Source organism: Pseudomonas sp. BW16M2 (genome assembly GCF_014268865.1).
Lineage (GTDB): Bacteria > Pseudomonadota > Gammaproteobacteria > Pseudomonadales > Pseudomonadaceae > Aquipseudomonas > Aquipseudomonas peradeniyensis.
This window is the reverse complement of the sequence record NZ_JABWRI010000016.1, coordinates 66388-93188: the sequence shown is the minus strand read 5'-3', so window position 1 is coordinate 93188 and position 26801 is coordinate 66388. Positions and strand designations below refer to the sequence as shown.

Genomic DNA, 26801 nt, shown 5'->3' with positions numbered 1-26801 from the left:
GACCAGCCATGGGTGAGTTCGAGCTGATCCGTCACTACTTCGCCGCCGCGCCTTGTGCGCAGGGTGGCGAGGGCGTGGCCCTGGGGATCGGCGACGACTGTGCCCTGCTGGACCTGCCCGCCGGCGAGCAGCTGGCGATCTCCACCGACACGCTGGTGGCCGCTGTGCATTTTCCTGCGGTCTGCGACCCGCTGCTGCTGGGCCAGCGTTCGCTCGCCGTGGCGGCCAGCGACCTGGCGGGCATGGGCGCCACGCCCATTGGCTTCACCCTCGCCCTGACCCTGCCCGAAGTCGGCCCGGACTGGCTGGCAGCCTTCGCCGATGGCCTCGGCCGCATGGCTCACCGTTGTCGCATGAGCTTGATCGGCGGAGACACCACCCGTGGGCCGCTGAGCATCACCGTGACCGTGTTCGGCCGGGTACCGGCAGGCCAGGCCCTGCGCCGCAGCGGCGCGCAGCCGGGCGACCTGCTGTGCGTCGGTGGTTTCCTGGGTAACGCGGCGGGGGCCTTGCCGCTGGTGCTGGGCGAGCGCGAGGCGGCTGCCGAGGTGGCCGGCCCGCTGCTGGAGCACTACTGGTCGCCCTTGCCCCAGCTGCAGCTGGGCGAGCGCCTGCGCGGCCTGGCCACGGCGGCACTGGATATCTCCGACGGGCTGTTGGCCGACTGCGGGCATATTGCCAAGGCGTCCGGCGTCGCGCTGGAGGTGAACCTGGCGCAGGTCCCCGTGTCTGCACCTTTACAGGCTTTCCTTGGGCGCGAGGCGGCAGTGCAGGCGGCGCTCACTGGCGGCGACGACTACGTGCTGGCGTTCACCCTGCCGGAAAGCGCACTGACCTCCCTGGCCCGCGAGGTGCACGTCATCGGGCGTGTGCTGCAAGGCCAGGGCGTGACCCTGCGTGACCCGCAGGGCCAGGACATCACCCCCGTGCAGCGGGGCTATCAACATTTCAGGGAGACACCGTGACCGACCACCCCAACCAGGTGCCTGCGGAGTTCGTTCCGCCTTCGGTCTGGCGCAACCCGTGGCACTTCATCGCCTTTGGCTTCGGCTCCGGCACCCTGCCCAAGGCCCCCGGTACCTGGGGCTCGCTGGTGGCGCTGCCGTTCATCCCGCTGTGGCAGATGCTGCCCGACTGGGGCTACTGGCTGCTGCTGGGCATCAGCATGCTGTTCGGCGTGTGGCTGTGCGGCAAGGTGGCCAACGACTTGCGCGTGCACGACCACGAGGGCATTGTCTGGGACGAGATTGTCGGCATGTGGATCACCCTGTGGCTGGTGCCGGAAGGCTGGCAGTGGCTGCTGGCGGGGTTCCTGATGTTCCGCTTCTTCGACATCCTCAAGCCTTGGCCGATCCGCTGGGTCGACCGCCATGTGCATGGTGGCTTCGGGATCATGCTCGACGATATCCTGGCCGGCGTGTTCGCCTGGTTGGGCATGCAGGTTCTGGTGTGGGCGGTGGCCTGATACAAGGAGCGTTGCGATGGCCTTGAGGAGTGTGTTGCTGGCGTGGGTGCTGCTTTGCGCGGCGCCCGGCGTCATGGCGCAGGAGCAGCAGGTGCGCCTGGTCAGCGAGGAGTGGCTCGACTACACCAACGCCGATGGCAGTGGGCTGGCCTGGGACGTGCTGCGCAAGGTGTTCGAGCCGGCCGGGGTCAAGGTCAAGGTGCTGAGCGCGCCGTACAGCCGCTCGGTCGGTTTGGTGAAACGGGGCGAGGCGGATGCCTGGGTCGGCTCGTACAAGGAAGAGAACGACGACAACCTCTATCCGCGCTGGCATTTCGACCTGGACCATATCTACGCCCTGGGTCTGGCCGGCAAGCCGCAGCCCACGTTGGACACCATCGGCCAGTACCGCCTGGCCTGGGTGCGTGGCTATGACTACGCCAGCTACCTGCCGAACGTGCACAATTTCCGCGAGGTCCAGCGCCGCGAAGGGATCCTGCCCATGCTTGAGCATGACCGGGTGGATTTCTACGTCGATGCGCAGACCGAGGTCGAGTATGTGCTCGGACAGGCGCCCGAGCCCCAGCGTTTTCGCAGCACCCACGTTGCCGAGCTGCCGCTGTACCTGGCCTTCACCCGCAGTGCGCAGGGCGAGGCCTTGCGCGACCTGTTCGACCGGCGCATGGAGCAACTGGTGCGCAGTGGTGAGTTGAAGCCGATCTTCGAGCGTTGGAAGCAGCCGTATCCGTTTACCAGCGATAGTCAGCCCCACTGACAACGCAAGGCTGGACATCATCCCTGTGGGAGCGGGTTTACCCGCGAAGGCTGCAGTGAGACAACCAACGCATTCGCGGGTAAACCCGCTCCCACAGGAATCTTGTGAGTCCATAAGCATCGAACTTTTCGATCTTAAGCCACCATATTCCTCCTGCGCACCTGCGCCGGGCTGCTGATACAATCGGCCGATCTGAAAAATCCTACTATCCAGGAGCACAACGTGCCCGTCGTCTTTGTTGCCGCCTCTAAACTCCCGACTCCCTTTGCGATCTTCACCATGCATGGCTTCCTCGACGAAGCCACCGGCCGTGAGCATGTGGTGCTCAGCCTGGGTGACATCGCGGACGGCGAGCCGGTGCTGGGGCGCCTGCATTCCGAGTGCCTGACCGGCGATGCGCTGTTCAGCCAGCGCTGCGACTGCGGCTCGCAACTTGAAGCCGCGCTGCAGGCCATCGCCCGTGAAGGCCGTGGCGTGCTGCTGTACCTGCGCCAGGAGGGCCGTGGCATCGGCTTGCTGAACAAGATCCGCGCCTATGAGTTGCAGGATGGCGGCGCCGACACCGTCGAGGCCAACGAGCGCCTGGGCTTCGCCGCCGACCAGCGCGACTACGCCATGTGCCTGCCGATGCTTGAGCACCTGGGCGTGAAATCGCTGCGCCTGATGACCAACAACCCGCGCAAGGTCAAGGCGCTGACCGACATGAGCATCAAGGTTGCCGAGCGCGTGCCGCTGCACACCGGTCACAACCCGCACAACCGCCTGTACCTGGCCACCAAGGCCGACAAGCTTGGCCACATGATGGGCAACAAGCACCAGGGCGAGGTGCCACAGGCGTGACCCGCGGCGAGGTGAAGCGGCGGCTGGCCCTGGCCTGGTGGCAGTACCTGGCCGTGGGCCTGTTGCCATTGCCGATAATGGCCTGGGCGTTCGGCGCTGGAGAACCGCTGATCCCGGTGCTGGCCATGCCCTTGTTCATCGCCGGGGCCGCGACCATGTTCCTCAGCCTGCCGCGCTTCGGCGCCTACAAGCGAGCGTTGATCGCCACCGATAAGCAATTGGGCACGCCGGACGAACCCGCTGCCTGGATCGAGTTGGCGCGGGTCAGGCGTCTGGCCATGCTGTTCGCCTGCTTCCCGGCCTGGGTCGCGGCGCTGTCGGTGTTGGTCGGGCTGGAGGCGGTGCCGCAGATCCTCCTTGCCCTGTCCACCGTCGTGGTGCTGTACCTCTACCGTATTCCGCGCCAGCTCGGCTGATGCGGGCGTTTCTCGCCTCCCTCGCTTTATTGTGCCTCGGTACCCTGGCCGAGGCCGGGCCGCGAGTGGTCAGCCTGGCACCGTCGATGACCGAGATCGTCCTCGAGCTGGAGGCCGGCGACCTGTTGGTGGGCCTGCTGGACGCGGGTGAGCGTCCGCCGAGCCTTCAGGCCCTGCCCTCGGTCGGGCGCCATGGCCAGCTGGACATGGAGCGCTTGCTCAGTCTCAAGCCTGACCTGCTGCTGCTCTGGCCCGGCAGCGTCGCGCCGGCCCAGCGCGACCAGCTCAAGCGCCTGGGCATCGCCACGTTCAGTGGCGAGCCCGGCGACCTCGACCAGTTGATCGAGCAGATCGAAGCCATTGCCCGGCGCCTCGGGCGGGATGAGCAGGGCCGCGCCTATGCCGCCGACCTGCGTGAGCGACTGCAGGCGCTGCGGGAGCGCTATCGGCGTGACACGCCGCTGAGGGTGTTCTACCAGGTCTGGGACAAGCCGCTGTACACCCTGGGTGGGCGCCAGGTGGTCAGCGATGCCCTGCGCGTCTGCGGGGGGCGCAATGTGTTCGATGACCTGACCCAGCCCGCGCCGCAAGTCAGCGTGGAGTCGGTGCTGTTGCGCGATCCCGAGGTGATCCTGGCGGGTGACACGGCGCAGCTGGCCAGCTGGCGTCGCTGGCCGCAGCTGAGCGCGGTGAAGGAGGAAGGCTTGCTGGTGGTACCGGACAAGGGCCTGGAGCGGCCCAGCGGGCAGATGATCGAGGCCACCGCCCGGCTGTGTGCGCTGCTGGAGGCTAGAGGGTCGGGGTCCAGGTAAAGCTCAGCAGCCAGGTGCGGCCTTCTTCGCGGTAGCCGTAGTCAGTCCCCTGATGGTTGTACAGGGTGCGGCTGTAACCCTTGTCCAGCAGGTTGTCGAGCTTCAGGTCGACCTTCAGCTCACGGGTGGCCGTCCAGCCGCCGCGAATACCCAGCAGCCCATAACCACCGATGGGAGCGTTGTTGGTTTCGTCGTTGTAGCTGCCGCTGACTGCCTGCCAACTGGCGCCGACATTGAAGCGGTCGAATTGACGATCGATATCCAGGCTCAGGGTGCGCCGCGCACGACGAGCGAGTGTGTGCCCGCTTTTCTGGTCGCGCGGGTCGATCAATGCCAATCCCAGCTGCGATTTCCAGCCCCCCCATTGCTGCTCCAGCGCCATCTCGAAGCCATTGATGCGGGCTTGGGCAACGTTGCCCATGTTGTTGGCCTCTACGTCGTAACTGATGGCGTCTCGCAAGTCGGTGCGATAGAGCGAGGTTTCCAGGCGGCTGTTGTCGGTCAGTTGGCTGCGCCATTGCACTTCATAGGACTTCGAGTGCTCCGGCTTGAGGTCAGGGTTGCTGAACCCCGGGTAGTAGAGGTCGTTGAATGTCGGGGCACGGAAGCCCTCGCTGTAGGACAGCAGCAGGTCATTACGGGCGTTCAACGGCAGCGTCAGGCTGCCGCTCCAGGTGGTCTGGCCGCCGAACTGCTGGTTCTTGTCGTGGCGCACGCCAAGCTCGGTCGAGAAGTGCTCGCCCTGGAACCGGTGCTGGGCGAAGGCTGCACGGTTCCAGCGGCTGTCCTCGTTGAAGTCGGTGCTCGCGTGTACCCGATCCTCGTACCACTCGCCACCCAGCACCAGGCTGTTGTCGTCATTCAGGGTCAGATCGTTCTGCCAGGTGACCTGGTCGCGGTAGGTGTTGAAGGGTGAGCTCTTGTGCGTGAGCTTGTCGCGGCTGTCATCGCGGTTTTCACTGTGGGCCACTTCCAGTCGGGAGTGCCACTGCTCGGCCAGTTGGGCGTCAAGGTAGCTGCCCAGGCTGCTGACGGCGAAGTTCGAGTAGGGCATCTGCGGGCTGCTGCCACGAGGTTCGTCGAACTCACGACGTCCACGGTTATCGAGCAGGTTCAGACCTGCCTCGAAACGCTCGTTGAAGGTATGGCTCAGGCTCAGGTTGAGCGAGCGGTTGCGATAGGCGTCATGGTCGCCATCGCTGGCATACGACGGTCCGGTCGAATCGATGCCGGCGGTCTCGTCCAGGCTGGCGCCGAGGTTGAAGCGGGTCGCGCCATCACCGCCCGACAACCCCAGGCTGCGTTGCCAGGTCTGATTGCTGCCGGCCGCCAGGCGCAGGCGCGGTTGCAGGCCCTGGCCGCTGCCGCGACGGGTGAAGATCTGGATCACCCCGCCAATGGCGTCGCTGCCGTAGATCGCTGAACGCGAGCCGCGCAGCACTTCCACACGTTCGATCTGGTCGACGTCGAGAAACTGCAGGCCACTGTCGGCAGAGGTGGCGTTGGCGATGCGCACGCCGTCGACCAGCACCAGGGTCTGGGCGGCCTTGGTGCCGCGGATGAAGATGCCGGGCAGGCTGCCGCGACCGCCGGTGGGCGCCACCTGCACGCCGGGGACGCGGGCGAGCAGGTCGGTGACGCCGCTGGGTTGCAGGCGGTCGATATCGGCACGGGTGAACACTGTGTTGGCGGCGCTGGTGGCGGTGCGCGACTCGACCTGGCGGCTGGCGCTGATCAGTACGTCGGGAAGCTTCAGGGCGTCGTCGCGGGAGGGTTCGGCGGCCAGGGCGGCGGCGGGGAGGCAGAGCAGGGGGAGGGCGCGGATCTTCATGGGCAGTTCCATTGCAATCGCGGGGCAAGCCCGCTCCCACGAAACCTGCCAGGCATTCGTGGGAGCGGGCTTGCCCCGCGATTGGGTCTTAAAGGCCTAGCTTGGCCATGCGGGCCTTGACCGAGGCTTCGATCCCGGCCACATCCAGCCCACACTCAGCCAGCATCTGCGCAGGCTTGGCATGCTCGACATAGATGTCCGGCAGGCCCAGGTGCAGCAGCGGCTTGACCACGCCCTCGCGGGCCAGGAACTCGCCGACGGCGGCGCCGGCGCCGCCCATGATGGCGTTCTCCTCGATGGTCACCAGCAACTCATGGCTGGCGGCCATCTCCAGTACCAGGGCCTCGTCCAGCGGCTTGACGAAACGCATGTCGACCACGGTGGCGTCGATCTGCTCGGCCACCTGCAGGGCCTCGGTCAGTTGCACGCCGAACACCAGCAGGGCGACCTTGCCGCCCTGGCGGCGGACCACGCCCTTGCCGATCTCCAGTGGCTCGAGGTCACCGCTGATCGGTGCATTCGGGCCGGTGCCGCGCGGGTAGCGCACGGCGGCCGGGCCCTTGTAGTGGTGGCCGGTGCTGAGCATCTTGCGCAGCTCGTTCTCGTCGCTTGGGGTCATCACCAGCATGCCGGGGATGCAGCGCAGGTAGGACAGGTCGTAGGCGCCGGCATGGGTCGGGCCGTCCTCGCCGACCAGGCCGGCGCGGTCGATGGCGAACAGCACATCGAGGTCCTGCACCGCCACGTCGTGGATCAGTTGGTCATAGGCGCGTTGCAGGAAGGTGGAGTAGATCGCCACCACCGGCTTGGCGCCCTCGCAGGCCATGCCCGCGGCAAAGGTCACCGCGTGCTGTTCGGCGATGGCGACGTCGAAGTAGCGCTCGGGGTAGCGTTCGCTGAAGTCGATCAGGTCCGAGCCTTCCTTCATCGCCGGGGTGATGCCCACCAGGCGGTTGTCGGCGGCGGCCATGTCGCACAGCCACTGGCCGAATACCGAGGCGTACTTTGGCCCGCTGGCTTTTTTCGGCGCGACCGGCTTGTCGGCCGGCTCCAGCTTGGTGATCGCGTGGTAGCCGATCGGGTCGACCTCGGCCGGGGCGAAGCCCTTGCCCTTCTTGGTCACCACATGCAGGAACTGCGGGCCCTTGAGGTCGCGCATGTTGCGCAGGGTGGCGATCAGGGTCGGCAGGTCGTGGCCGTCGATCGGGCCGATGTAGTTCCAGCCCAGTTCCTCGAACAGGGTGCCGGGCACCAGCATGCCCTTGGCGTACTCTTCGGTGCGACGGGCAATCTCCCAGGCCCCGGGCAGGCGCGACAGCACTTTCTTGCTGCCTTCGCGCATGCTGGCGTAGGTGCGGCTGGAGAGGATCTTGGCCAGGTAGTTGGACAGGCCGCCGACGTTGCGCGAGATCGACATGTCGTTGTCGTTGAGGATGACCAGCATGTTGGCATCCACTTCCTGCGCGTGGTTCAGCGCCTCGAAGGCCATGCCGGCGGTCAGCGCGCCGTCGCCGATCACGGCGATCGACTTGCGCGGATCGTTCTGCAGGCGGGCGGCGATGGCCATGCCCAGCGCGGCGCTGATCGAGGTGCTGGAATGACCGACGCCGAAGGTGTCGTACTCGCTCTCGCTGCGGCGCGGGAAGGCGGCGATGCCGTCCTTCTGGCGCAGGCTGAGCATGCGCTCGCGGCGGCCGGTGAGGATCTTGTGCGGGTAGGCCTGGTGGCCGACGTCCCACACCAGCCGGTCATCCGGGGTGTCGAAGACGTAGTGCAGGGCGATCGTCAGCTCGATGACGCCCAGGCCTGCACCAAAATGCCCACCGGTCTGCCCCACGGTATAGAGCAGGTCCTGGCGCAGCTCGTCGGCCAGGGTCTCCAGGTCGGCTTCGGCCAGCCGGCGCAGGCCGGCGGGCGTGTCGGCGCGGTCCAGCAATGGCGTGACCGGGCGTTCGCGGGGGATCTCTTGAAACGTCGTGGGCATCAGGCGTGTCGTTATAGGTGTGAAGACGCGGCAGTTTACCCCATTGTAGGAAAAGCTGCCCATTCGGACGGGTGTATGAGGGCCACCGGTGCGGCAGAGATCCTGTAGGCGCGGCCTTGTGTCGCGAAAGGGCCGCACAGCGGCCCCGGCAATCTTTGCGTCAAGGCTGAAATCCCGGGGCTGCTGCGCACCCCTATCGCGACACAAGGCCGCTCCTACAGGGGGATGTGTCAGGCCTTAGTGGCGGCGCTCGACGATGTAGCGGGCCAGCGCCCGCAAAGGCTCGGCGTTGTCGCCAAAGCTCTCCAGCGCGGCCAGCGCCTGGTCGCGCAGCTCCAGGGCATAGGCCTTGGCCGCTTCCAGCCCGAGCAGCGCCGGGTAGGTCGGCTTGTCGCGGGCGATGTCGGCGCCCTGGCGCTTGCCCAGAGTGGCGGTGTCGCTCTCCACGTCGAGGATGTCGTCCTGCACCTGGAACGCCAGGCCGATGGCCTGTGCATAAGTCTGCAGGGCATCGAGCTGGGCCTGATCGGCGCGGGCGCTGGCCAGGGCGCCAAGGCGCACGCTGGCTTCGATCAGCGCGCCGGTCTTGTGCCGGTGCATGTATTCCAAGGCTTGCTGGTCGAGCTTGACGCCCACCGAGCCCAGGTCGATGGCCTGGCCGCCGACCATGCCGGCGGGGCCGGCAGCCCTGGCCAGGGCCTGGACCATCTGCAGGCGGATGGCGTCGGCCTGCGGGCTCAGGCGCGGGTCGAGCAGGGCGCTGAAGGCCAGGCTCTGCAGGCCGTCGCCGGCGAGAATCGCGCAGGCTTCGTCGAACGCCTTGTGGGTGGTGGGCTGGCCGCGACGCAGGTCGTCGTCGTCCATCGCCGGCAGGTCGTCATGCACCAGCGAGTAGGCGTGGATCAGCTCCACCGCGCAGGCCGCGCCGTTGGCATGCTCGGGCGGCACGCCGAAGGCTTCGCAGGCGGCATAGGCCAGCAGCGGACGCACGCGCTTGCCGCCGTTCATCACGCTGTAGCGCATGGCGGCGTAGAGGCGTTCGAGCTCCTTCGACGGCGCCTGGAACAGCGGTTCGAGGGCGGCGTCGACCCGTGCCTGGGCGCTCTGCTGGTACTGGGCGATCATGCCTCGGGCTCCGTGTCGAACGGCTGGGCGGCCAGTTCGCCGTCACGCTCCAGCAGGATCTGTACTTTCTGCTCGGCCTGGGCCAGGGCACCCTGGCAATCGCGGGTCAGGGCGATGCCCTGCTCGAAGGCGGCCAGCGACTCTTCCAGCGACAGTTCGCCGTTCTCCAGGCGTTCGACCAGGGCTTGCAGGTCGGCGAGGGATTGTTCGAAATCGATGGAGGTTTTTTTGCGGGCCATGGCGACTGTCTCGGTGGCATTCAGAACGGCGCGACACTAGCAGAGCGGGGCAGGGGGAGCAAATTGCATGGGCCTATCGTTCGTCGCATTTTGTTGCACTTGTTCGGTGTGAGCCATCTTGCAATCCGCGAAGCAATCGAATTGTGGGGGTGACGGCCCTCTGCCATAATCCGCGCGCTCTGGCCTGCGGGTCAGGGACCTTTCTTCCCGACGTCATGTAATGGACTACGTTGTGAGCTTCCTCTCGATCGAATTCGGCCTCTGTTTCACGCTGTTCTTCATGCTTTATTGGAGCCTGTGCTGGAGCGTGCGGTTGCAGAACCTGCTGCTCCTGACCGCCAGCTATGGCCTGGTGGCGAGCTTCAGCCTGCAGTCGCTGTATATCCTGCTGGGCTACAGTGCGCTGGTGTACCTGCTCGGCCTGCTGGCGGGACGCTATCCCAGGCGCTGGTTCAGTCGCGTGTTGCTGCTGATGCTGGTGCTGGGCTGCTTCTACCTGTTCAAGTACCAGGAGTTCTTCGTCGGCGGCGCCCAGAGCGCCCTAGCGACGGCCGGGTTCGAGGTGTCGCTGCCGTTGCTGGAAGTGCTGGTGCCGATCGGGCTGTCGTTCTACACCTTCCATTCAGTCAGCTACCTGGTGTCGATCAACCGCCGGGAGCTGGCGCCGGCGGCGCCGCTGGACCTGGCCCTGTACCTGGCGTTCTTCCCCAGCCTGGTGGCCGGGCCGGTCAACCGCGCCCTGCACATGCTGCCGCAGATCCGCCCACCGGCCATGCGCCAGGTGCTGGAGCCGCAGCGGGCGCTGGGGTTGATCGCCATGGCGGTGGTCAAGCTGTTCTTCCTCAGTGCCTGGCTGGGCAGCGAGTGGGTCGACCCGGTATTCGACACCCCGGGCAGCGCCAGCCCCGAGCAGGTGCTGTTGAGCGTGTACGGCTACAGCTTGCTGATCTACTTCAACTTCAGCGGCTACACCAACCTGGTCACCGGCATCGCCCTGCTGCTGGGCTTTCGTCTGCCGGACAACTTCGATGCGCCGTACGCCGCGCACAATCTCAAGGAATTCTGGGGGCGCTGGCACATCAGCCTGTCGCGCTTCATTCGCGACTACGTGTACATCCCGCTGGGCGGCAACCGCAAGGGCGCATGGCGCGGCAACCTGAACATGCTGCTGGCGATGCTGGTGTCCGGCCTGTGGCACGGGGCGAGCGTGAACTTCATCATCTGGGGCGCCCTGCATGGCGTCGGCCTGGCCATTTCCAAGCTGTTCAGCCAGTGGTTTCCGGGCTTCGCCCGGCTGCCGGGTTCCGGCCTGCTGGCGCGCCTGATGACCTTCCATTACGTGGCCTTCGCCTGGATCTTCTTCCGCAGCCCGACGCTGGACGGCGCGCTGGAGATGCTCGGCGACATCGGCCAGCTGAGCCTGGCGGGGCTGAACAGTGCCACGGGTCTGATGCTGCTGGCCTGCGTGCTGTTCGTGGCCAGTTATCCACAATGGCTGGCGCTGTTGCGCCAGAGTGGCGCGCTGTTCCAGCGCCTGCCGTGGCAGCTGTATCCGATCCCGCTCGGGGTCGGTGTGTCGCTGGTGATTTTCGCTTCGCAGTCGGGCGTGCCGGGGTTCATCTATGCAAGCTTCTGATAGCAAACAGCTGTTCCAGGTGCAGATGGGCGCCGCCCGTGGCTTGTATGCGATCGTGGTCACCACCGCGTTGCTGTTCTGGCTGAACCAGGACTCGATCAAGCTCTACTGCCAGCAGAAATACCACCAGAGCTGCGAGATACCGCTGCTGGGCCAGATGCCTGCCTGGCGCGCGGGGGCGCAGCTGACGGCGATGCTGGAAGCGCAGCGCGATGACCTGCTCGAGCAGTTGCTGTCCGCGCCGCAACTGGCCGAGGAGGGGCCGGCGGTCGAGGTGCTGCCTGCACCGTTGCCGGTGGTCACGGTCGATCTTGAAACCCCGGCGGCCGTGGCCAAGCCGTTGCCACCGGTGTCGACGCCCGCGCATGTGCAGCCGACGCCTGTGCCGGTTCATGTGCCAGCCCCTGTCATCGTCGCCCAGCCTGCACCGTCCACTCCGGCACCGGCATTGCTGCAGCCGGGCACCGTGGCTTCGCTGGCCGTTGGCGACGAAGTGTTCCTGGTCGGCGACTCGCTGATGCAGGGCGTGGCGCCGCACCTGGCCAACAGCCTGCGCAAGCGCTACCAGATCCGTACCGTCAACCTCAGCAAGCAGAGCACCGGCCTTGCCTACCCGGGCTTCTTCAACTGGCCGAAGACCGTGGCCGACACCCTCGACCATGAACCGAACGTGCGCCTGATGGTGGTGTTCCTCGGCCCTAACGACCCCTGGGACATGCCCCAGGGCAAGGGCAAGCCGTTCCTGCGCTTCAAGTCGCCGGAGTGGGAGCTCGCCTACCGCGCCCGCATCGATTCGATCCTCGAGCAGGCCCGCGCGCACAACGTGCAGGTGATCTGGGTCGGGCCGCCGAACATGGAGAAGGCGCGACTGTCCACGGCCATGGGCTATCTCAGCGGCCTGTACCAGGAGCAGACCGCGCTGTTCGGCCAGCACTACGTGTCGGCCAACCCGATCCTCGGCTACGCCGACGCCAACTTCTCGTATACGGTGCAGACACCGCAGGGCAAGCGGGTCAAGGTGCGGGTCGACGACGGCATTCATTTCACCATCACAGGCCAGAAGATGATCGCCGAACAGGTTCTGTCGCTGATCAGCTTCCCGGGCCTGACCGTTACAGGACATTGAGATGCGCCAATGGCATCACCTGCTGGGCCTGGCCCTGCTGATCAGCGCCGCGCCGGGTTGCAGTACCGGCGCCAACAGCGTGAGCGCCCAGCCCACGGCCCGGCCCGCCGCCGCGCCAGCCGCCCGCCAGGACGGCAACCTCGCCTTGCTCGCCGGCAAGCTGCGCAACGCTGGCCGGGCACCGGTTGCCATCGTCCAGCTGGGTGACTCGCACACCGCCGCCGACCTGTTCAGCGGCGAGCTGCGCAAGCTGTTGCAGGCGCGCTACGGCGATGGCGGCATCGGCCTGGTGCCGGCTTCGCCGGTGCCGGGAATCCGCAACGACCGGGTGATCATCAAGAGCGAGAAGCGCCAGTGGGAGCTGGTGTCGGCGCGCAACCAGCAGAGCCAGCAGTTCCCGTTGGGGGGCTACCTGTCGCTGCCGTTGGCCAATCGCGCCAGTGTCGTGTTGCAGGCGCGTGATGAGGACCGCCAGCGCTACAAGGTCTCGGCGTTGTACCAGTCGACCACCAGCGCCAGCCTCTTCGTCAATGGCGGCCAGCGCCGGGTGTTGCCGGCCAGCAATGGCCAGTGGCGCTTCAGCCCGGCCTACGCCAATGTCGGCCTGCCGGTGCAGTTGAGTGTCGAGGGTGGCCGGGGTGTCGCCCTGGGGGGCTGGTACATCCAGGGGCAGAAGAATGCCGGGGTGACTTACTCGGCGCTGGGCATCAACGGTGCGCGCCTGGACGTGGTGGACAAGTGGCAGCCGGGCTGGCGCGACAGCCTCAAGGCCGTGCGGCCTGACCTGGTGATCCTGGCCTACGGTACCAACGAAGCGTTCGACGACAAGCTCGACCTGGCGCTGTACCAGACGCAACTGGACGCAACCCTCACGGGCCTGCGCAAGGACCTGCCACAGGCGGCGATCCTGCTGGTCGGTCCACCGGACTCGATCAAACAGCGCAAGGCGCGCAGCTGTGCGGCGCGCCAGCCACAACCGCTGGCCTCGGTGATCCGTATCCAGAAGCAGATGGCGCACAAGCATAAGGCGCTGTTCTGGGATTGGCAGGGGTTCATGGGCGGGCCATGCTCGATCGCCGGCTGGCAGGCGGGTGGGTTGGCGCGGCCGGATCTGGTGCACCTGACGGCTGATGGCTATCGCAAGAGTGCGGCGGGGTTGTATGAGTTTCTGAAGGGGCCGCTGGGGTTGCGTTGAGGCCTGGCCTCATCGCGGGGCAAGCCCGCTCCCACGGTGATCGGGGCGGGCTTGCTCAGGTATCAGGCCGGCTCGGCCTGCAGCTCGACCATCGCCTCGCGATAGCGCGCCAGTTCCTCGATGGTCAGTACCGGCAGGTTGTACTGCCGCGCATACACCGCCACCTGCTCGCCGCGGGCCATGCTGCCGTCGGGGTTCATCAGTTCGCACAGCACCGCCGCCGGGCGCAGGCCGGCCAGGCGGGCCAGGTCCACCGAGCCTTCGGTGTGGCCGCGACGGGTCAGCACGCCGCCATCGCGAGCGCGTAGCGGGAACACATGGCCCGGGCTGACGATATGACGTTCCTGGGCGGTCGAGCGCAGCGCGGCTTCGATGGTGGTGATGCGGTCCTGCGCCGACACGCCGGTGCTGACCCCTTCGGCGGCCTCGATGGTGACGGTGAAGCCGGTGCCATGGCGGGCCTGGTTGTTCTGCACCATCGGCGCCAGCTGCAGGGCATCGACGGTGGCTTCGTCCAGGCACAGGCAGACAATGCCGCTGCAATCGCGGATCATCATGGCCATGGTCTGCAGCGAAAGGTTCTCGGCGGCGGCGACGATGTCGGCTTCGTCCTCGCGGTCGTCGTCGTCAAGCAGCAGCACGGGGCGCCCGGCCTGGAAGGCGGCGATGGCGGCGCTGACATTGGGGAAATGCTTGTGGTGCATGGTGGACATGAAACGCTCCTCGTGAATGATCGATGAACGTCTCGGGGCGAACAAAATGCGCGCGCAGGGGCGCCTGGACGGCCCCTGCCAAACGCCTTCTTTCATCCGGACTATGACCGTCGGCCCTGGAATCTCACCAGGTCTGCTGACCCCCGGCATGGCCGGGGCGCTCGCGGGCTCATCTTTCGATTTACCGCCGGTGGGGACTTTCACCCCGCCCTGAAGACCGGCCAAGCATACAGCACTGCGCCAGCGGGCTGGCAAGCCCTACGACTTTAGTTGCTGCCAGTCCAGCCCGAAGCGCGCCAGGTATTTGCGCAGGCGGTCGGCGTCGTTGGGGTTGGCCTTCTCCTGGCGCGATACCGCGAACAGCTGACGCCCGGCTTCTGACAGGCTCGGTGCGCGGCGGCAGACGTCGATCACCGCCTGCAACTGCACCTGGTCGAACAGGTCGAGTGCGCGGTCGGCCAAAAGTGGCTCGCTGGCCGACTCCAGGCCCCATGCATAGCGCAGCCGGGCAATCTCCTCCTCGACCATTTCCTCATCGATGCGCCCGCTGTCGGCCAGGGTCGCCATGCGCGTGATCGACGCCGACAGCTCACGGAAGTTGCCGGCCCAGCGGGCCTCGCCGGCATGAGCGAAGGCCAGGTAGCGGCGCTTGGCCTCGAGGTTGAAGCGCACCTGGCGCCCTTGTTCGCGGGCATGGCGCTGCAGCTCGAAATCGAGGTTCGGCTCGATGTCCTCGCGGCGTGCGGCCAGGCCCGGGAGGGCGAAGGTCCACAGGTTGATGCGGGCGAACAGGTCCTCGCGGAACGAGCCGTCGGCGACCTTGGCGCGCAGGTCGCGGTGGGTGCCGGCGATCAGCTGGAAGTCGCTTTCCACTTCGCGGTCCGCGCCCAGCGGGAAGAAGCGTTTTTCCTCGATGGCCTTGAGCAGCATGGCCTGTTCGTCGGCGCCCAGTTCACCGATCTCGTCGAGAAACAGCATGCCGCCGTCGGCGGCGCGCAGCAGGCCGTCGCGGGCGTTCTGGGCGCCGGTGAAGGCGCCCTTGGCGTGGCCGAACAGGGTCGACATGGCGCCGTCGCCGCGCAGGGTGGCGCAGTTCACTTCGATGAAGCGTCCGCCCAGCTGATGGCGCCCGCGCTTGAGCTCATGGACGCGGCGGGCAAGAAACGACTTGCCGGCGCCGGTCGGGCCGACCAGCAGCATGGGGGCCTTCGAGCGCAGGGCGACCCGCTCGATCTGTTCGATGGTGCGGTTGAAATCCGGGTTGCGCGTGGCGATGCCGGACTTGAGCAGCGACTGCCCCTCGACCTGCTCGCGGCGAAAGCGCGAGGCGATCGGGTCATAGCGCGACAGGTCGAGGTCGATCAGGGTGGCGATGCCGGCCGGGTCGCTGTTTTCGTCCTGCTTGCGCGAGGGCGAGGTCTGCACCAGGCGCGCCGGCAGGTAGCGTGCCTCAGTGAGCAGGAACCAGCAGATCTGCGCGACGTGGGTACCGGTGGTGATGTGCACCAGGTAGTCCTCGTGCTCGGTGTCGAAGCTGTAGCCGCTGGCGAAGTCGTGCAAGGCGCCGTAGACCTCCTCGAAGTCCCACGGGTTGCGCAGCGCCAGCGGGTGCAGGCGCACCTCGGTGCCGGGTGAGACCTGCTGGATGTCGCCGCGGATCCGGTCGGCCAGGCTCTGGTCGCGTGCGCTGGGGCCGTGGATCAGTTCCAGGCGGTCCAGGGACAGGTCGGCTTGCTGGCACAGGCCGATGGTCGGCCGCCAGCGGTTCCAGCGTGCGGCGCCCTTGCCGTTGCGGTCGAGGGTGGTGCCGAGGAAGCCGATGGCGACGAGAGGCTTGCTCATCCTTGATTATCCTAAGAGATAAATTTCTATCTAATGGTATACGAAAAATTGAATGTCCATGTGTGATTCGAGCTGTGCGTAAATTAATCAGATAAAAATAAACCTATATAAAACAATTAGTTAGATGATTTCATCAGTGCCGAATGAAAACCTGGCACGCCGCTCGCAATATCCCACTCGACCGCATCGCCAGGCAGGCCCTCGGGACAGGGGAACCCCCCGCCGGTGCACGTACCCACCTTCAGGTGTCGGTGTCGTGCATGCCGCCGCCGCAACGACCGGTCATTGCTGCGCTGGGCCCCTGGAAAGGCCGGCGCAGACGCTCGCCGGGCAACGCCCCGGCACTACCCTCCTAAGGTAGCTGTAACCGCAACACCCGCCGGTGGGGCACAGGCAACGCAAGCAGGGCCAGGACGGCCCGTCACTGCGAAGGACGCCTGGCCCACCGCTGGCCCACCCGGCTCGCCGGCCGGGCCTGGCGCAACGATGGTGGCCGCCGGAGCAACGCTCCCGGCCCCGGACTCCGCCAGGCTTCGCTCGCGACGCCCGCTGGGTTGGCGACCCCGGCACTCAAGGACATTGGAAAAGGATGAGCAAGATGAAACTGTTGAAACGCTTTGTTGTGAAGAAAAACGAACGCGGCCTGTTGATGAGCGAAGGCGATTTCGTGTCGATCCTCGAGCCTGGCCAGTACCAGCGTTTCGACTGGCAAGACCGGCTGACGGTGACCACCTTCAGCCTCCAATCCCCGTTGTTTGACCACCCGCTGGCGCAATACCTGCGTGGGCATGAGCCGGCACTGGTCGAGCAGTATTTCGAAGCAACGGACCTGGCGCCGCACGAGGCCGGCCTGCGCTTCGAGGACGGCCGCCTGGTCGAGTTGCTGGCCCCGGACAGCCGCCGCCTGTACTGGAAAGGTCAGGTCGAACATGGCTTGCAGCGCATCGACCTTGATCAAGGACGGCGCCTGGACGACGAACTGGTGGTTCGCCTGAACCGCCCCGGCGTGGCCGGCACGGACCTGGTCCTGCTGGCGCTGGTGCCGGCCTTCCATGTCGGCGTGCTGAAGATCGATGGCGTGGTGGCCGGGTTGCTCGAGCCAGGCCGGCATGGCTACTGGCGCTGCGGCAGCCAGGTAGCGGTGGAGATGGTCGATACCCGCCTGCAGGCGCTGGAGGTCAACGGCCAGGAGATCCTTACCCGCGACAAGGTCAGCCTGCGCCTGAGCCTGGTGGCCAACTGGCGCTACACCGATGTGCTCGGTGCACACGGGCAGATGAGCAAACCGGTGGAGCACCTGTACCGCGAGCTGCAGTTCGGCTTGCGTGCGGCAGTGGGTACCCGCACCCTCGACGAGCTGCTGGAAGACAAGCAATCCATCGACGGTAGCGTCACCGAGCACCTGCTGGCGCACCTGCAAGGCAGTGGCCTGGAGGTGAGCAGCCTGGGGGTGCGCGACATCATCCTGCCGGGCGAGATGAAGACCCTGCTGGCACAGGTGGTGGAGGCGGAAAAGGCAGCCCAGGCCAACGTGATCCGGCGCCGCGAGGAAACCCAGGCGACCCGTTCGCTGCTCAACACCGCCAAGGTGATGGAAGGCAACCCGACGGCCCTGCGCCTTAAGGAACTGGAAACCCTGGAGCGGGTGGCCGAGCGCATCGACCGGATTTCGGTGTTCGGTGGCCTGGATCAGGTATTGAATGGAATGGTCAGCCTCAAGGCGGGTTGACCCTTTGCGACACGACGTAGCGCAACAAGGAACAAGGCAATGAACATACTCGAAGTGGCGGGCGGCAAGCCGATCAAACTGTGGACCGACGGTGTGCCGGTCGAGGACGACGCCCGTAAGCAACTGATGAACACGGCGAAGATGCCGTTCATCTTCAAGCACCTGGCGGTGATGCCGGATGTGCACCTGGGCAAGGGCTCGACCATCGGCAGCGTAATCCCCACCGTGGGCGCGATCATCCCGGCGGCGGTGGGCGTGGACATCGGCTGCGGCATGATCGCCGCGCGCACCTCGCTGCACGCCCGCGACCTGCCGGACAACCTGCACGGTCTGCGCACGGCCATCGAGAAGGCCGTGCCCCATGGCAAGACCTTCGGCCGTCGCGACCAGGGTGCCTGGGACACTGTGCCGAACCAGGCCGACCAGGTGTGGAGCGGCCTGGCCGGGCGCTTCAAGGCGATCACCGACAAGCACCCGCGGCTGGAGAAGACCAACAACCGCCAGCACCTGGGGACGCTGGGTGGCGGCAACCATTTCATCGAAGTCTGCCTGGACGAGGCCGACCGGGTCTGGTTCATGCTGCACAGCGGATCGCGTGGTGTGGGCAATGCCATCGGCAACCTGTTCATCGAACTGGCCCAGGCCGACATGCGCCAGCACATGGTCAACCTGCCGGACCGCGACCTTGCGTATTTCGAGGAAGGCAGCCGGCACTTCGCCGACTATGTCGAGGCGGTCGAGTGGGCGCAGGACTTCGCCCGGCACAACCGCGAGCTGATGATGCAGGCGGTGGTCGCCGCCACCCGTAAGGTGCTGGGCAAACCGTTCGAGGCCAGCCTCGAGGCGGTCAACTGCCACCATAACTATGTGCAGAAGGAGCAGCACTTCGGCCGTGAGGTGCTGGTGACCCGCAAGGGCGCGGTGTCGGCGCAGAAGGGCCAGCTGGGCATCATCCCCGGCTCCATGGGCGCCAAGAGCTTCATCGTCCGTGGCCTGGGCAACGAGGAATCGTTTTGCTCATGCAGCCATGGCGCAGGCCGGGTGATGAGCCGTACCAAGGCCAAGAGCCGCTTCACCGTCGAGGACCAGCAGCGCGCCACCGCCCATGTGGAGTGCCGCAAGGACAAGGATGTGATCGACGAGATCCCGATGGCCTACAAGGACATCGATGCGGTGATGCAGGCCCAGCGGGAGTTGGTCGAAGTGGTGCACACCCTGCGCCAGGTGGTGTGCGTGAAAGGTTGAAACGGGCGCCGTGTGGCGCCCTGTACAAGGAACGAAGACATGTATCAGGACGACCCCCACCCATTGCCCGAGGCCATGCGCGCCCGGGTGCTCGATGAGCTGCAACGCATCGAGCGTGAGCATGATGTGACCGTGCTCTATGCCTGCGAGTCCGGCAGCCGTGCCTGGGGCTTCGCTTCGCCGGACAGCGATTACGATGTGCGATTCGTCTATGTGCCGCGCAACGACTGGTACCTGCGGGTGGACGAGCCTCGCGATGTGATCGAGCGGCCGCTGAGCGACGAGCTGGACATCAGCGGCTGGGAGCTGCGCAAGACCCTACGCCTGATGCGCGGCGCCAACCCGAGCCTGCTCGAGTGGCTGGGCTCGCCGCTGGTGTACCGCGCCGACGCCGAAGCTACCGGGCGTTTGCGCGAGCTGGGCGAGGCTTTCTACTCGCCGCGCGCGGTGCGCCACCACTACCTGTCGATGGCGCGCAAGAACCTGCGCGGCTACCTGATGGGCGAGACGGTGCGCTTCAAGAAGTACCTGTATGTGCTGCGGCCGTTGCTGGCGGTACGCTGGATCGACCAGGGCCTGGGCATGCCGCCGACGGCGTTCGCCGCGTTGATGGCGCGTACCGTCGATGACCCGCGACTGCAGGCAGCGATCGACGCGTTGCTGGCTGTGAAGCGCCGCAGCGGCGAGGCCGATCACGGACCACGGGATGAGGTGTTGCATGGGTTCATCGAGGCCGAGCTGGCGCGGGCCGATGAGGCGCGGGAGGTGCCGGTGATACGGGGTGACAGCGGCTTGCTGGATGGGTTTCTGCGGGAGACCGTGAACAAATATCCTGCATGATTGAGTAGGAGATTGCCCCACGATGTGGTGTGTGGCACCGGCTTCGCCGGTGTTCGCGGGGCAAGCCCGCTCCTACAGGCGTCCGTCATGCCCGGACATCCTGTCCATCACGAACCGCAGCGAGGCAGGCAGCATTGGCCCGTGATCCAGGCCATCGAATGGCTGGAAGGCCACTGACAATCCCTTCACTCCGGCCAGACAGGCCACCAACGTCCGGGCAGGTCGTTGCGCATCGCCCTGCAGCGGCCCCCGGGGATTGGCTGGCTCCCGCGTGCCGCGCATCAGCAGCAGGCTTGGCCGATGGCTGCCCAGTCGCCCCTGCAACCCTTGCATCTCGGCCACGATGGCGCCGTCGTTCCACCACAACGATGGGCTGGCCGCCGCATAGTCGCTGAACAACCACGGGCGGGTGAACAGCGTATGCAGCGTCAACAGCCCGCCATAGGAGTGACCCCAGAGTGTCTGCCGATGCGGGTCGACGGGCGCCACAGCGGCGACCATCGGACGCATGCGCTGTTCCAGCAGGTCGAGGAACTCGTCGGCACCACCACTGGCCTGGCCAGTCAGGGGATCGCGTTGCTCGGCCAGCCCGGGCACAACGGGGGTGTAGTCGTAGGTGCGAGCGACACGCTCGATGCGTTGCTCTGTCTGGTAGCCGATGGCGACCAGCAGCGGTGCCTGGCCGCCGGCGAGCGCCTGCAGTTGCTGTGGCCCAAGGGCGCTGATGGCGGCGTTGCCGTCGAGCATCCACAGCACCGGGTAACCGCTGGCGGGGGCCGGGCGCCGGGGCTGGCCGATCCACAGGCGGTAATGGCGCTGGCCGTCGCGCGAATCCAGGTCGAGGTGGCTGAAGCGATAGGCCAGGTCCTGGCGCTGCAGCAGGGTCGTGTCCATCTTCTGCTCGGGTTGCGGCTGGGCCAGGGCCGTGCCGCTCAGCGCCAGCGTCAGGACAAGGGAGAGGATCTTCATCGGGCGTTCTCGTGAGGTCATCCATGACAGGCCGCCGCGGCATCGTCGGATGCAACGGCGGCATGGGTTCAGAAGGAGGCGGTCAGGCTGGTGTAGAGGGTGCGCCCGGGTTCGTTGTAGGTGGCCGCGCCCGCGCCCTCGATCCCGTTCACCGCCTGGGCATTGCCGGCCCGGTACAGGCGCTTGTCGAACAGGTTGTCGATGCCGGCGGTAACGCTCAGGTTTTTAGTGAGTGCATAGGTGCCGCTGGCGCCGACCAGGGCGTAGGGGGCCACCTGGTCGTTGGCGGTGCCAGTGACCCGCTTGCCCTGGTAGTCATACTTCTTCGGCGTCTGCTTGCCGTACCACGCCACGCTCAGCTGCAGCGACAGGTCGTCGGAGGCTTGCCAGTCGAGCATCGAGTTGAGGGTATAGGCCGGGGTCACCGACAGGGTCTCACCGGTGGTCTTGTTCTTCGATTGCAGCATGTAGGTGAAGTTGTTGCTCCACTTCAGCTGTTCGCTCAACGGGATGGTCAGGGTGCCTTCAAGGCCCTCGACCAACGCCTTGGGGATGTTCTCCCACTGGTAGAGGGTGGCATTGGCGTTGGCGCCGACGCCACCGGATGCCTGGCCGATGCCGCTCAGGCCCGAGTCGATCTTGTTCTTGTAGTCGTTACGGAAGTAGGTCAGGCCGGCGACCCAGCCGTTGTCCTGGAACTCGATGCCCAGTTCCTTGTTGACGCTGGTTTCGGCCTCCAGGTGCGCGTTACCTTGCAGGTAGCAACTGGTGCTCTGCCCGTAGCAGCCCTGGCCACGGCTGTAGAGCAGGTAGTCGGGGTTGAGCTGGTACAGGTTTGGCGCCTTGTAGGCGCGGGCGATACCGGCCTTCAGCGTCAGGGTGTCGGTCAGCGCGTGGGACAGGTTGAGCGACGGGCTCCAGTTGTCGCCGACGATGCTGTGGTGATCGAAGCGCAGCGCCGGGGTGAGCATGGTGCCGGGCAGCAGTTCGATGTTGTCCTCGGCAAACAGCGAGAAGATCTGCGCCTGGCTGCTGGTGCTGCGGCCGCTGCTGGTCAGGCCGGGCACGCTGCCGCCTTCGCTGGTGGTCTGGGTGTTGGCGCTGGGGTCGTCCAGCTTCTGCTGGCTCCATTCGCTGCCCAGGGTCAGGGTCTGGTCGCGCCAGGCGTGCAGCGGCAGGTTGAGTTCGCCGTGGGCGGTCAGGTCGCGCAGGGTTGAGGTGTAGAAGTCGGTGTTGCTGAAGATGCCTTCGGTGCCGCCGGCCAGGCCTTCGTTGATGCGCTGGTTGCGGGTCTTCTCGTATTGCAGGAAGGCCATGCTGCTGCCGAAGCCCCAGTCGCCACGGTGGGTGATGGCGAAGTTCTCGCGGTAGAGAATGTTGGTCTCCTTGCCAAGCATGCTTTTTACGTTGGCATTGGAGTTGGTGTTCTGCGTATCGCCCGCGTACAGGTTGCCCTGGCGGCTGAAGCCGGCTTCGAGCTCCAGGGTCTGTTCCGGGGTCAGGCGCCAGCTCAGCAGACCGTTGAGGTCCTTGTTGCGCACGCCTTCGCGGCCGGCGGGCAAGGTACCGGCCTGGGTGCCGGTGCGCGCGGACTGGTGGCCGGCGTTGATGTCCCAGTCGTCCGCGTCGGTCTTGGCCACGTTGCCGTAGACCCGGTAGCTGAGGCTGTCGGTCAGCGGGCCGTTGAGGCCGAAGCTCACGCGCTTGGTGGCGCCCTCGTCACCGTGCTGCGGGAAGTTCTGGTACACGGTCATGTTGCCGTGGGTCTCGCCCGCCGGTTGCTTGGTGATGATGTTGATCACCCCACCCATGGCCCCGGAGCCATAGCGCGCCGCTGCCGGGCCACGAATCACCTCGATGCGCTCGACCTGGTCGGCCGGCACCCAGTTGGTGTCGCCGCGCGAATCGCGTTCGCCGCGCCAGCCGTAGCGCACCGAGCTGCGGCTGCTGACCGGCTTGCCGTCGACCAGGATCAGGGTGTTCTCCGGCCCCATGCCGCGGATGTCGATCTGCCGGTTGTTGCCGCGCTGGCCGCTGGTGGAGTTGCCGGTCAGGTTGACCCCCGGCATGGTGCGGATGATCTGCGACAGGTCGTTGGCCGGTGGTCGTTTCTGGATGTCCTCGGCGGTGATGACCGACACACCCGGCGCCTGCTTGGTCTCCTCCAGGGCGGTGGCCACCACGTTCTGGCTTTCCAGCACAATCGGCTCTGGCTGGTTGGCGGCCTGCACGGCGCTGCTCAGCAGGCAGCTGGACAGCAGCAGGAAGGGGGCGAGGGGAAGCGGGCGGGGCGACATGTGTGATCTCCGGCACGGCGGGCTGAATTCAAGAGATCACAAATAGTAATTACTCACATTTGAGAGTAAAGCGCATTAACTTTCTAAACACTTTCACTGGCCGGCAGCAGCAGGTGCAGGCACAGGCCGGGATGCCCATTGCTCGCCCATAGGCGCCCGCCCTGCAGCTCGATGGCGCGCCGGGCGATGGCCAGGCCCAGGCCGAAGCCGGCACCGCTGCCGGGTAGGCGGCGGTAGGGCTGGAAGATCTGCTCGAGTTCGTCCTCTGGTACTCCGGGTCCTTGGTCGCGCAGGCAAAGGTGCCAGAAGGCGCCCTCGCGCCAACCGTCCAGGCTGACCCGGCCAGTGGCGGGCGAATGGCGGATGGCGTTGCGCAGCAGGTTTTCCAGAGCCTGGGCCAGGCTGTCCAGATGCGCCTGGACCTGACAGTCGAGCCCGAGCGAGCAGGGCAGCCGTGCGGCCAGCCAGCCGCTTTCGAAGCAGCTGTCCTGGACCAGCGCCTCCCAGACCGAGAGCACCAGTACCGGCTCGGTCTCCAGTTGCGGCCGCTCGGTGTCCAGCCAGGCCAGGTCGAGAGTGTCCTCCAGCAGTTTCTGCATGTCGTCCACCTCGCGGTCCAGGCGCTGGCGCAGCAGTTCCGCCGGCAGTTCGCTGTCGTGGGCGATGCGCAGGCGCGCCAGCGGCGTGCGCAGTTCGTGGGACAGGGTACGCAGCAGCAGGCGTTGCTGGTCGAGGCTTTTGCGCAGGCGCACGGCCATGTGTTCGAAGGCCTGGGCCAGTTCGCCCAGCTCATCGCGACGTTCCTGCAGGGGCAGGCCGGGGCTGTCCAGATCGTCGGCCCGCAGGGCGTCGGCGCGGTCGCGCAGGCGGTTGAGCGGCACGACCAGGTGGCGGTACAGCGCCAGGCCTAGCAGCAAGGCGAGCAGGGCGGGGGCCACGCCGTGGGTGATTACGTGGGTCCAGGGTGTCAGGCCGGTGGGCAGCAGGTGTTCGGGGAGCTGGATGACCAGGCGGCCGTCCTCGGGGTGCTCGGGGAACGCAATGCTTACGTACGGCAGCTCGTCCTGCAGGCGCCGACTCATCGGCCAGTCGAGCTTGCGCATGAAGGTCAGGCGGCTGGCTTCATCGGCGCTCAGCGGGGTAGTGCCTAGGCTCTGCAGATGAGGGCCGATAATCGCGATCCAGGTGTTCTCATCGGCTTCGAGCCGACGGCGCAGACGTTCCACGCCATCGGCGCCTTCCGCGCGCCAGACCTGCTCGGCCTGTTCGGCGAAGCCGGCGAGGAATACCCGGTCGGCCGGCGCCAGGAAGTAGGTGCTGCGTTCGACCGACAGGCCCCAGGTCCAGATCAGCCAGGTCAGCAGCAGGCAGAAGCACACCTGCAGCAGCGCCAGCTTCCACAGCAACGGATGACGGCGCATCAGGCGGTGCCCGTGTCGACCAGGATATAGCCCTGGCCGCGCACGGCCTGGATCTCCAGGTGTCCGGCGCCAATGGCGGCGAGCTTGCGGCGCAGGTTGCACACATGCACGTCCAGGCCGCGGTCGAGGCGGGTGTAGGCCCGGTGCAGGACGCTCTGGTACAGGAAGGCCTTGCTCAGTGCCTCGCCGGGATGGGCCTGCAGGGTCACCAGCAAGCGGTATTCGGAACCGGTCAGCCCGGCGCTCTGGCCATGCTGGACGACATCATGGTTGGCAGTATCGAAGGTCAGCGTGCAGGCGTTGCGTGGCGTGGGCGGGCGTCGGTCCAGCGCCACCCGGCGCAGCAGGGCATCGACTCGGGCATCCAGCTCGGCCAGGCTGAAGGGCTTGGGCAGGTAGTCGTCGGCGCCGCGGGTGAAGCCGCTGATGCGGTCCTGCTCGGCACCCAGGGCCGACATCAGCATCACCGGTACCGCCTGGTGCCGGCGCAGTTCATCGAGCAGGCTGAGCCCGTCGATCCCGGGGAGCATGATGTCCAGCAGCAGCAGGTCGAAGGGGGCCTGGTGCATCGCGTTCAATGCCTGGGTGCCGTTCTCGCAGGCCTGGACGCTGAAGCCGCGGCGCAGGAAATGCTGTTCCAGGTCCTGGCGCAGGCGAGGGTCGTCTTCGGCAAGGAGGAGCTTGGGGGGCACGGGCATGACCTTGATGAGAATTCGTTGCAAATACGAATCATCCCATTGGCGATGGTGCCGGGGCAATGGCCGGATACTGGCATTTCGTCGCGTGGTTGAGGCTTGTGGCCTCTGTTTCAGCGACTGATGAACATCCCGCCGGCTTCGCTGCGCACGCGCAGACCATGGCTCTCGCTCAGCATGGCCAGGGCCAGTGGCAGGTCATCGACCGGGAAGCTGCCGGAGACCCGCGACTCGGCCACGGCCGGATCGCAGACCAGGCGCTGGTCGCCGTAGCGCATCAGCTCCTGGGCCCACTGCAATAGCGGCATGTCGTCGACCACCAGCAAACCCCTGCGCCAGGCCAGCTGGGTATCGCGGGCGGTTTCCACCAGGCCTAGCCGGTCGCGGTCGAAGCGCACCTGCGAGCCTGCGTGAATCACGGTGCCACTGCCTGCCTCGGGGGTGACACGCACGGCGCCTTCAAAGACCGCGAGCTGGGTCTCGCGAGGGCGCTGATACACGCTGAAGCGGGTGCCCAGCGCCTGCATCAGGCCGTGCTCGGTCCGCACCCGCAACGGTCGCGATGGGTCCGCCGCGGTGACGATGTACACCTCGCCACGGCGCAGGTGCAGCAGGCGTTCCCCGGCCGAATACAGCACACGCAGCTCGCTGTGGCTGTTGAGGGTGACCTGGGTGCCATCGCTCAGCAACAGCTCGCGGCGCTCGCCCATTGCGGTCTGGTAGTCGATACCCTCCTGGGTCTGCCGCCATACCCACCAGCCCAGCGGGGCCGCGCCGATCAGCACCAGCAGGCCACGCAGCACGGTGCGCCGGCTGCTGTCCTGCGGACGAACCAGGGTTTGCCGGGCGAGGGTCGGCGGCAGGGTGCCGAGGCGGGTCAGCAGGCGCTGGGCACGCTTCCAGGCACGTTCGTGGTCCGGGTCGCGGCGCCGCCAGCGCTCCAGTTCGAGCTGTTGCGCCGGCATCAGCGGGCCTTCCTGCATCAGCAGCAACCAGGCGGCGGCCTCGGCGAGCACGGCCTGGGCAATGGCGGGCTGGTCACTCATCGGGCATCTGGCTCAGGCAGGCCATGTAGCCCTCGTGAATGTACTTCTTCACAGTCGGCAGGGCGATGTTCAGGTTCTGGGCGATGTCTTTCTGTTTCATGCCGTCCAGGGTGGCCATCAGGAACGCCTGCCTGACCCGTGGGCGCAGGCCGTCGAGCACCGCGTCGATTTCGTGCAGGGTCTCGAGGATGACGCTCTGCTGTTCCGGGGATGGCTGCAGCGCCTCGGGTACCAGCGCCAGTGCCTCGAGCCAGGCCTGTTCCAGCGAATGGCGTCGGCGCCAACTGACCAGCACGCAGTTGGCGATGCGGGTCAGGTAGGCGCGTGGCTGGCGCAGGGTGTCGGGCTGGTTGCTGTCGCGGCTGGCGAGCACGCGCACGAAGATGTCCTGGGCCAGGTCGTCGGCCACACCGCGCCCCCAGGAGCGCAACCGGTACGCCAGCCAGCCGCGCAGCCAGGCGTGGTGCTCGATGTACAGCGTGGTGACGGCGCACTGCTCGGCGGGCTGGGGCGAGGTCTTGAAAAGGGTCATGGCTGGGAGGCGTCAGGGTGTAAATGCAAACAATTATCACTAAATTTGT

Annotated in this window: 24 protein-coding genes and 1 riboswitch; of the genes, 12 read left to right on the top strand and 12 right to left on the bottom strand. The window is 66.5% G+C overall.

Translation table 11 applies throughout. The annotated features are described in order from the left end of the window. Positions 1-8 precede the first annotated feature (8 nt). The 6 genes from thiL to HU735_RS16000 all read left to right on the top strand — a co-directional run bounded on the left by thiL (position 9) and on the right by HU735_RS16000 (position 4287). Complete coding sequence (thiL, locus tag HU735_RS16025) at positions 9-965, top strand: thiamine-phosphate kinase (protein ID WP_186714290.1); 957 nt, start codon at positions 9-11, stop codon at positions 963-965. After that, the gene (locus HU735_RS16020; protein ID WP_023632630.1) at positions 962-1465 is read left to right on the top strand and encodes a phosphatidylglycerophosphatase A; all 504 of its coding nucleotides are present in this window, start codon (positions 962-964) and stop codon (positions 1463-1465) included. Before thiL ends, HU735_RS16020 begins: the two co-directional genes overlap by 4 nt. Before the next feature lie 16 nt (positions 1466-1481). Then, positions 1482-2219 (top strand): transporter substrate-binding domain-containing protein, encoded by a 738-nt coding sequence (locus HU735_RS16015; RefSeq protein WP_186714289.1) that lies wholly within the window; start codon positions 1482-1484, stop codon positions 2217-2219. Positions 2220-2441: 222 nt separating this feature from the next. Beyond that, positions 2442-3059 (top strand): GTP cyclohydrolase II, encoded by a 618-nt coding sequence (gene ribA, locus HU735_RS16010; protein WP_011531972.1) that lies wholly within the window; start codon positions 2442-2444, stop codon positions 3057-3059. Then, complete coding sequence (locus tag HU735_RS16005; protein WP_062575335.1) at positions 3056-3475, top strand: hypothetical protein; 420 nt, start codon at positions 3056-3058, stop codon at positions 3473-3475. Before ribA ends, HU735_RS16005 begins: the two co-directional genes overlap by 4 nt. Further along, a complete protein-coding gene (locus HU735_RS16000) occupies positions 3475-4287 on the top strand; it encodes a cobalamin-binding protein (RefSeq protein WP_186714288.1) in 813 nt (270 codons plus the stop codon). Before HU735_RS16005 ends, HU735_RS16000 begins: the two co-directional genes overlap by 1 nt. Here HU735_RS16000 and HU735_RS15995 read toward each other — a convergent pair. The 4 genes from HU735_RS15995 to HU735_RS15980 form a co-directional block, all read right to left on the bottom strand. Next, positions 4265-6130 (bottom strand): TonB-dependent receptor, encoded by a 1866-nt coding sequence (locus HU735_RS15995; protein WP_186714287.1) that lies wholly within the window; start codon positions 6128-6130, stop codon positions 4265-4267. The two genes, HU735_RS16000 and HU735_RS15995, sit on opposite strands and share 23 nt — an antisense overlap. 76 nt (positions 6131-6206) lie before the next feature. Further along, entirely contained in the window at positions 6207-8102 is a 1896-nt protein-coding gene (dxs, locus tag HU735_RS15990; RefSeq protein ID WP_186714286.1) for a 1-deoxy-D-xylulose-5-phosphate synthase, read from the bottom strand. Positions 8103-8339: 237 nt separating this feature from the next. Further along, positions 8340-9227 (bottom strand): (2E,6E)-farnesyl diphosphate synthase, encoded by an 888-nt coding sequence (gene ispA, locus HU735_RS15985; RefSeq protein WP_186714285.1) that lies wholly within the window; start codon positions 9225-9227, stop codon positions 8340-8342. Next, positions 9224-9466 carry an exodeoxyribonuclease VII small subunit gene (locus HU735_RS15980; RefSeq protein ID WP_186714284.1) on the bottom strand — a complete coding sequence of 81 codons (243 nt, stop codon included), beginning with the start codon at positions 9464-9466 and terminating at the stop codon, positions 9224-9226. The genes ispA and HU735_RS15980 overlap by 4 nt, the downstream gene beginning before the upstream one ends. A 220-nt stretch (positions 9467-9686) precedes the next feature. Between HU735_RS15980 and HU735_RS15975 the strand changes: the two genes are divergently transcribed. From HU735_RS15975 to HU735_RS15965, 3 genes are read left to right on the top strand one after another with little or no spacing between them, the layout of a single operon-like run. Further along, positions 9687-11102 carry an MBOAT family O-acyltransferase gene (locus HU735_RS15975; RefSeq protein ID WP_189657055.1) on the top strand — a complete coding sequence of 472 codons (1416 nt, stop codon included), beginning with the start codon at positions 9687-9689 and terminating at the stop codon, positions 11100-11102. Beyond that, complete coding sequence (locus HU735_RS15970) at positions 11089-12228, top strand: SGNH family hydrolase (protein ID WP_238349832.1); 1140 nt, start codon at positions 11089-11091, stop codon at positions 12226-12228. Before HU735_RS15975 ends, HU735_RS15970 begins: the two co-directional genes overlap by 14 nt. A 1-nt stretch (position 12229) precedes the next feature. After that, positions 12230-13423 (top strand): SGNH/GDSL hydrolase family protein, encoded by a 1194-nt coding sequence (locus HU735_RS15965; protein ID WP_186714283.1) that lies wholly within the window; start codon positions 12230-12232, stop codon positions 13421-13423. 62 nt (positions 13424-13485) lie between these two features. On the opposite strand, the gene ribB is transcribed toward HU735_RS15965, so the two are convergent. After that, on the bottom strand, positions 13486-14136 hold the full coding sequence (gene ribB / locus HU735_RS15960; protein WP_186714282.1) for a 3,4-dihydroxy-2-butanone-4-phosphate synthase: 651 nt from the start codon (positions 14134-14136) through the stop codon (positions 13486-13488). Positions 14137-14216: 80 nt separating this feature from the next. Then, a riboswitch (FMN riboswitch) is annotated at positions 14217-14358 on the bottom strand. Positions 14359-14394: 36 nt separating this feature from the next. Next, the gene (gene rtcR / locus HU735_RS15955; protein WP_186714281.1) at positions 14395-15978 is read right to left on the bottom strand and encodes an RNA repair transcriptional activator RtcR; all 1584 of its coding nucleotides are present in this window, start codon (positions 15976-15978) and stop codon (positions 14395-14397) included. A 598-nt stretch (positions 15979-16576) separates the two neighbouring features. On the opposite strand from rtcR, the gene HU735_RS15950 reads away from it, so the two are divergent. From HU735_RS15950 to HU735_RS15940, 3 genes are read left to right on the top strand one after another with little or no spacing between them, the layout of a single operon-like run. Further along, the gene (locus HU735_RS15950) at positions 16577-17707 is read left to right on the top strand and encodes a slipin family protein (protein ID WP_186714280.1); all 1131 of its coding nucleotides are present in this window, start codon (positions 16577-16579) and stop codon (positions 17705-17707) included. Between the two features lie 39 nt (positions 17708-17746). Next, positions 17747-18952 (top strand): RtcB family protein, encoded by a 1206-nt coding sequence (locus HU735_RS15945; protein WP_186714279.1) that lies wholly within the window; start codon positions 17747-17749, stop codon positions 18950-18952. A 39-nt stretch (positions 18953-18991) separates the two neighbouring features. Continuing rightward, entirely contained in the window at positions 18992-19792 is an 801-nt protein-coding gene (locus HU735_RS15940; RefSeq protein WP_186714278.1) for a nucleotidyltransferase domain-containing protein, read from the top strand. Positions 19793-19864: 72 nt separating this feature from the next. Here the strand turns inward: HU735_RS15940 and HU735_RS15935 are convergent, their stop codons facing one another. The 6 genes from HU735_RS15935 to HU735_RS15910 form a co-directional block, all read right to left on the bottom strand. Further along, positions 19865-20761 carry an alpha/beta hydrolase gene (locus HU735_RS15935; protein ID WP_186714277.1) on the bottom strand — a complete coding sequence of 299 codons (897 nt, stop codon included), beginning with the start codon at positions 20759-20761 and terminating at the stop codon, positions 19865-19867. A gap of 68 nt (positions 20762-20829) precedes the next feature. Next, positions 20830-23058: a TonB-dependent siderophore receptor gene (locus HU735_RS15930; protein WP_186714276.1), complete on the bottom strand. Its 2229-nt coding sequence runs from the start codon at positions 23056-23058 to the stop codon at positions 20830-20832. 83 nt (positions 23059-23141) lie between these two features. Further along, complete coding sequence (locus HU735_RS15925) at positions 23142-24479, bottom strand: sensor histidine kinase (RefSeq protein WP_186714275.1); 1338 nt, start codon at positions 24477-24479, stop codon at positions 23142-23144. Beyond that, complete coding sequence (locus HU735_RS15920) at positions 24479-25171, bottom strand: response regulator (RefSeq protein ID WP_186714274.1); 693 nt, start codon at positions 25169-25171, stop codon at positions 24479-24481. The genes HU735_RS15925 and HU735_RS15920 overlap by 1 nt, the downstream gene beginning before the upstream one ends. Positions 25172-25287: 116 nt before the next feature. After that, positions 25288-26220, bottom strand: coding sequence for a FecR family protein (locus HU735_RS15915; protein WP_186714273.1), 933 nt, complete (start codon positions 26218-26220; stop codon positions 25288-25290). Beyond that, positions 26213-26752, bottom strand: coding sequence for a sigma-70 family RNA polymerase sigma factor (locus HU735_RS15910; RefSeq protein WP_186714272.1), 540 nt, complete (start codon positions 26750-26752; stop codon positions 26213-26215). Before HU735_RS15910 ends, HU735_RS15915 begins: the two co-directional genes overlap by 8 nt. Between the last annotated feature and the right edge of the window lie 49 nt (positions 26753-26801).

What these genes read in the sequence shown, in the direction of transcription:
- HU735_RS15975 (WP_189657055.1), top strand. Translation starts at nt 9,687, where the DNA reads ATGGACTACGTTGTGAGCTTCCTCTCGATCGAATTCGGCCTCTGTTTC.
- HU735_RS15950 (WP_186714280.1), top strand. Translation starts at nt 16,577, where the DNA reads ATGAAACTGTTGAAACGCTTTGTTGTGAAGAAAAACGAACGCGGCCTG.
- HU735_RS15930 (WP_186714276.1), bottom strand. Translation starts at nt 23,058, where the DNA reads ATGTCGCCCCGCCCGCTTCCCCTCGCCCCCTTCCTGCTGCTGTCCAGC.
- HU735_RS15970 (WP_238349832.1), top strand. Translation starts at nt 11,089, where the DNA reads ATGCAAGCTTCTGATAGCAAACAGCTGTTCCAGGTGCAGATGGGCGCC.
- HU735_RS15940 (WP_186714278.1), top strand. Translation starts at nt 18,992, where the DNA reads ATGTATCAGGACGACCCCCACCCATTGCCCGAGGCCATGCGCGCCCGG.
- HU735_RS15910 (WP_186714272.1), bottom strand. Translation starts at nt 26,752, where the DNA reads ATGACCCTTTTCAAGACCTCGCCCCAGCCCGCCGAGCAGTGCGCCGTC.
- HU735_RS15945 (WP_186714279.1), top strand. Translation starts at nt 17,747, where the DNA reads ATGAACATACTCGAAGTGGCGGGCGGCAAGCCGATCAAACTGTGGACC.
- HU735_RS15915 (WP_186714273.1), bottom strand. Translation starts at nt 26,220, where the DNA reads ATGAGTGACCAGCCCGCCATTGCCCAGGCCGTGCTCGCCGAGGCCGCC.
- dxs (WP_186714286.1), bottom strand. Translation starts at nt 8,102, where the DNA reads ATGCCCACGACGTTTCAAGAGATCCCCCGCGAACGCCCGGTCACGCCA.
- ribB (WP_186714282.1), bottom strand. Translation starts at nt 14,136, where the DNA reads ATGTCCACCATGCACCACAAGCATTTCCCCAATGTCAGCGCCGCCATC.
- HU735_RS15995 (WP_186714287.1), bottom strand. Translation starts at nt 6,130, where the DNA reads ATGGAACTGCCCATGAAGATCCGCGCCCTCCCCCTGCTCTGCCTCCCC.
- HU735_RS15935 (WP_186714277.1), bottom strand. Translation starts at nt 20,761, where the DNA reads ATGAAGATCCTCTCCCTTGTCCTGACGCTGGCGCTGAGCGGCACGGCC.
- thiL (WP_186714290.1), top strand. Translation starts at nt 9, where the DNA reads ATGGGTGAGTTCGAGCTGATCCGTCACTACTTCGCCGCCGCGCCTTGT.
- rtcR (WP_186714281.1), bottom strand. Translation starts at nt 15,978, where the DNA reads ATGAGCAAGCCTCTCGTCGCCATCGGCTTCCTCGGCACCACCCTCGAC.
- ispA (WP_186714285.1), bottom strand. Translation starts at nt 9,227, where the DNA reads ATGATCGCCCAGTACCAGCAGAGCGCCCAGGCACGGGTCGACGCCGCC.
- HU735_RS15980 (WP_186714284.1), bottom strand. Translation starts at nt 9,466, where the DNA reads ATGGCCCGCAAAAAAACCTCCATCGATTTCGAACAATCCCTCGCCGAC.
- HU735_RS15965 (WP_186714283.1), top strand. Translation starts at nt 12,230, where the DNA reads ATGCGCCAATGGCATCACCTGCTGGGCCTGGCCCTGCTGATCAGCGCC.
- HU735_RS15925 (WP_186714275.1), bottom strand. Translation starts at nt 24,479, where the DNA reads ATGCGCCGTCATCCGTTGCTGTGGAAGCTGGCGCTGCTGCAGGTGTGC.
- HU735_RS16015 (WP_186714289.1), top strand. Translation starts at nt 1,482, where the DNA reads ATGGCCTTGAGGAGTGTGTTGCTGGCGTGGGTGCTGCTTTGCGCGGCG.
- HU735_RS16000 (WP_186714288.1), top strand. Translation starts at nt 3,475, where the DNA reads ATGCGGGCGTTTCTCGCCTCCCTCGCTTTATTGTGCCTCGGTACCCTG.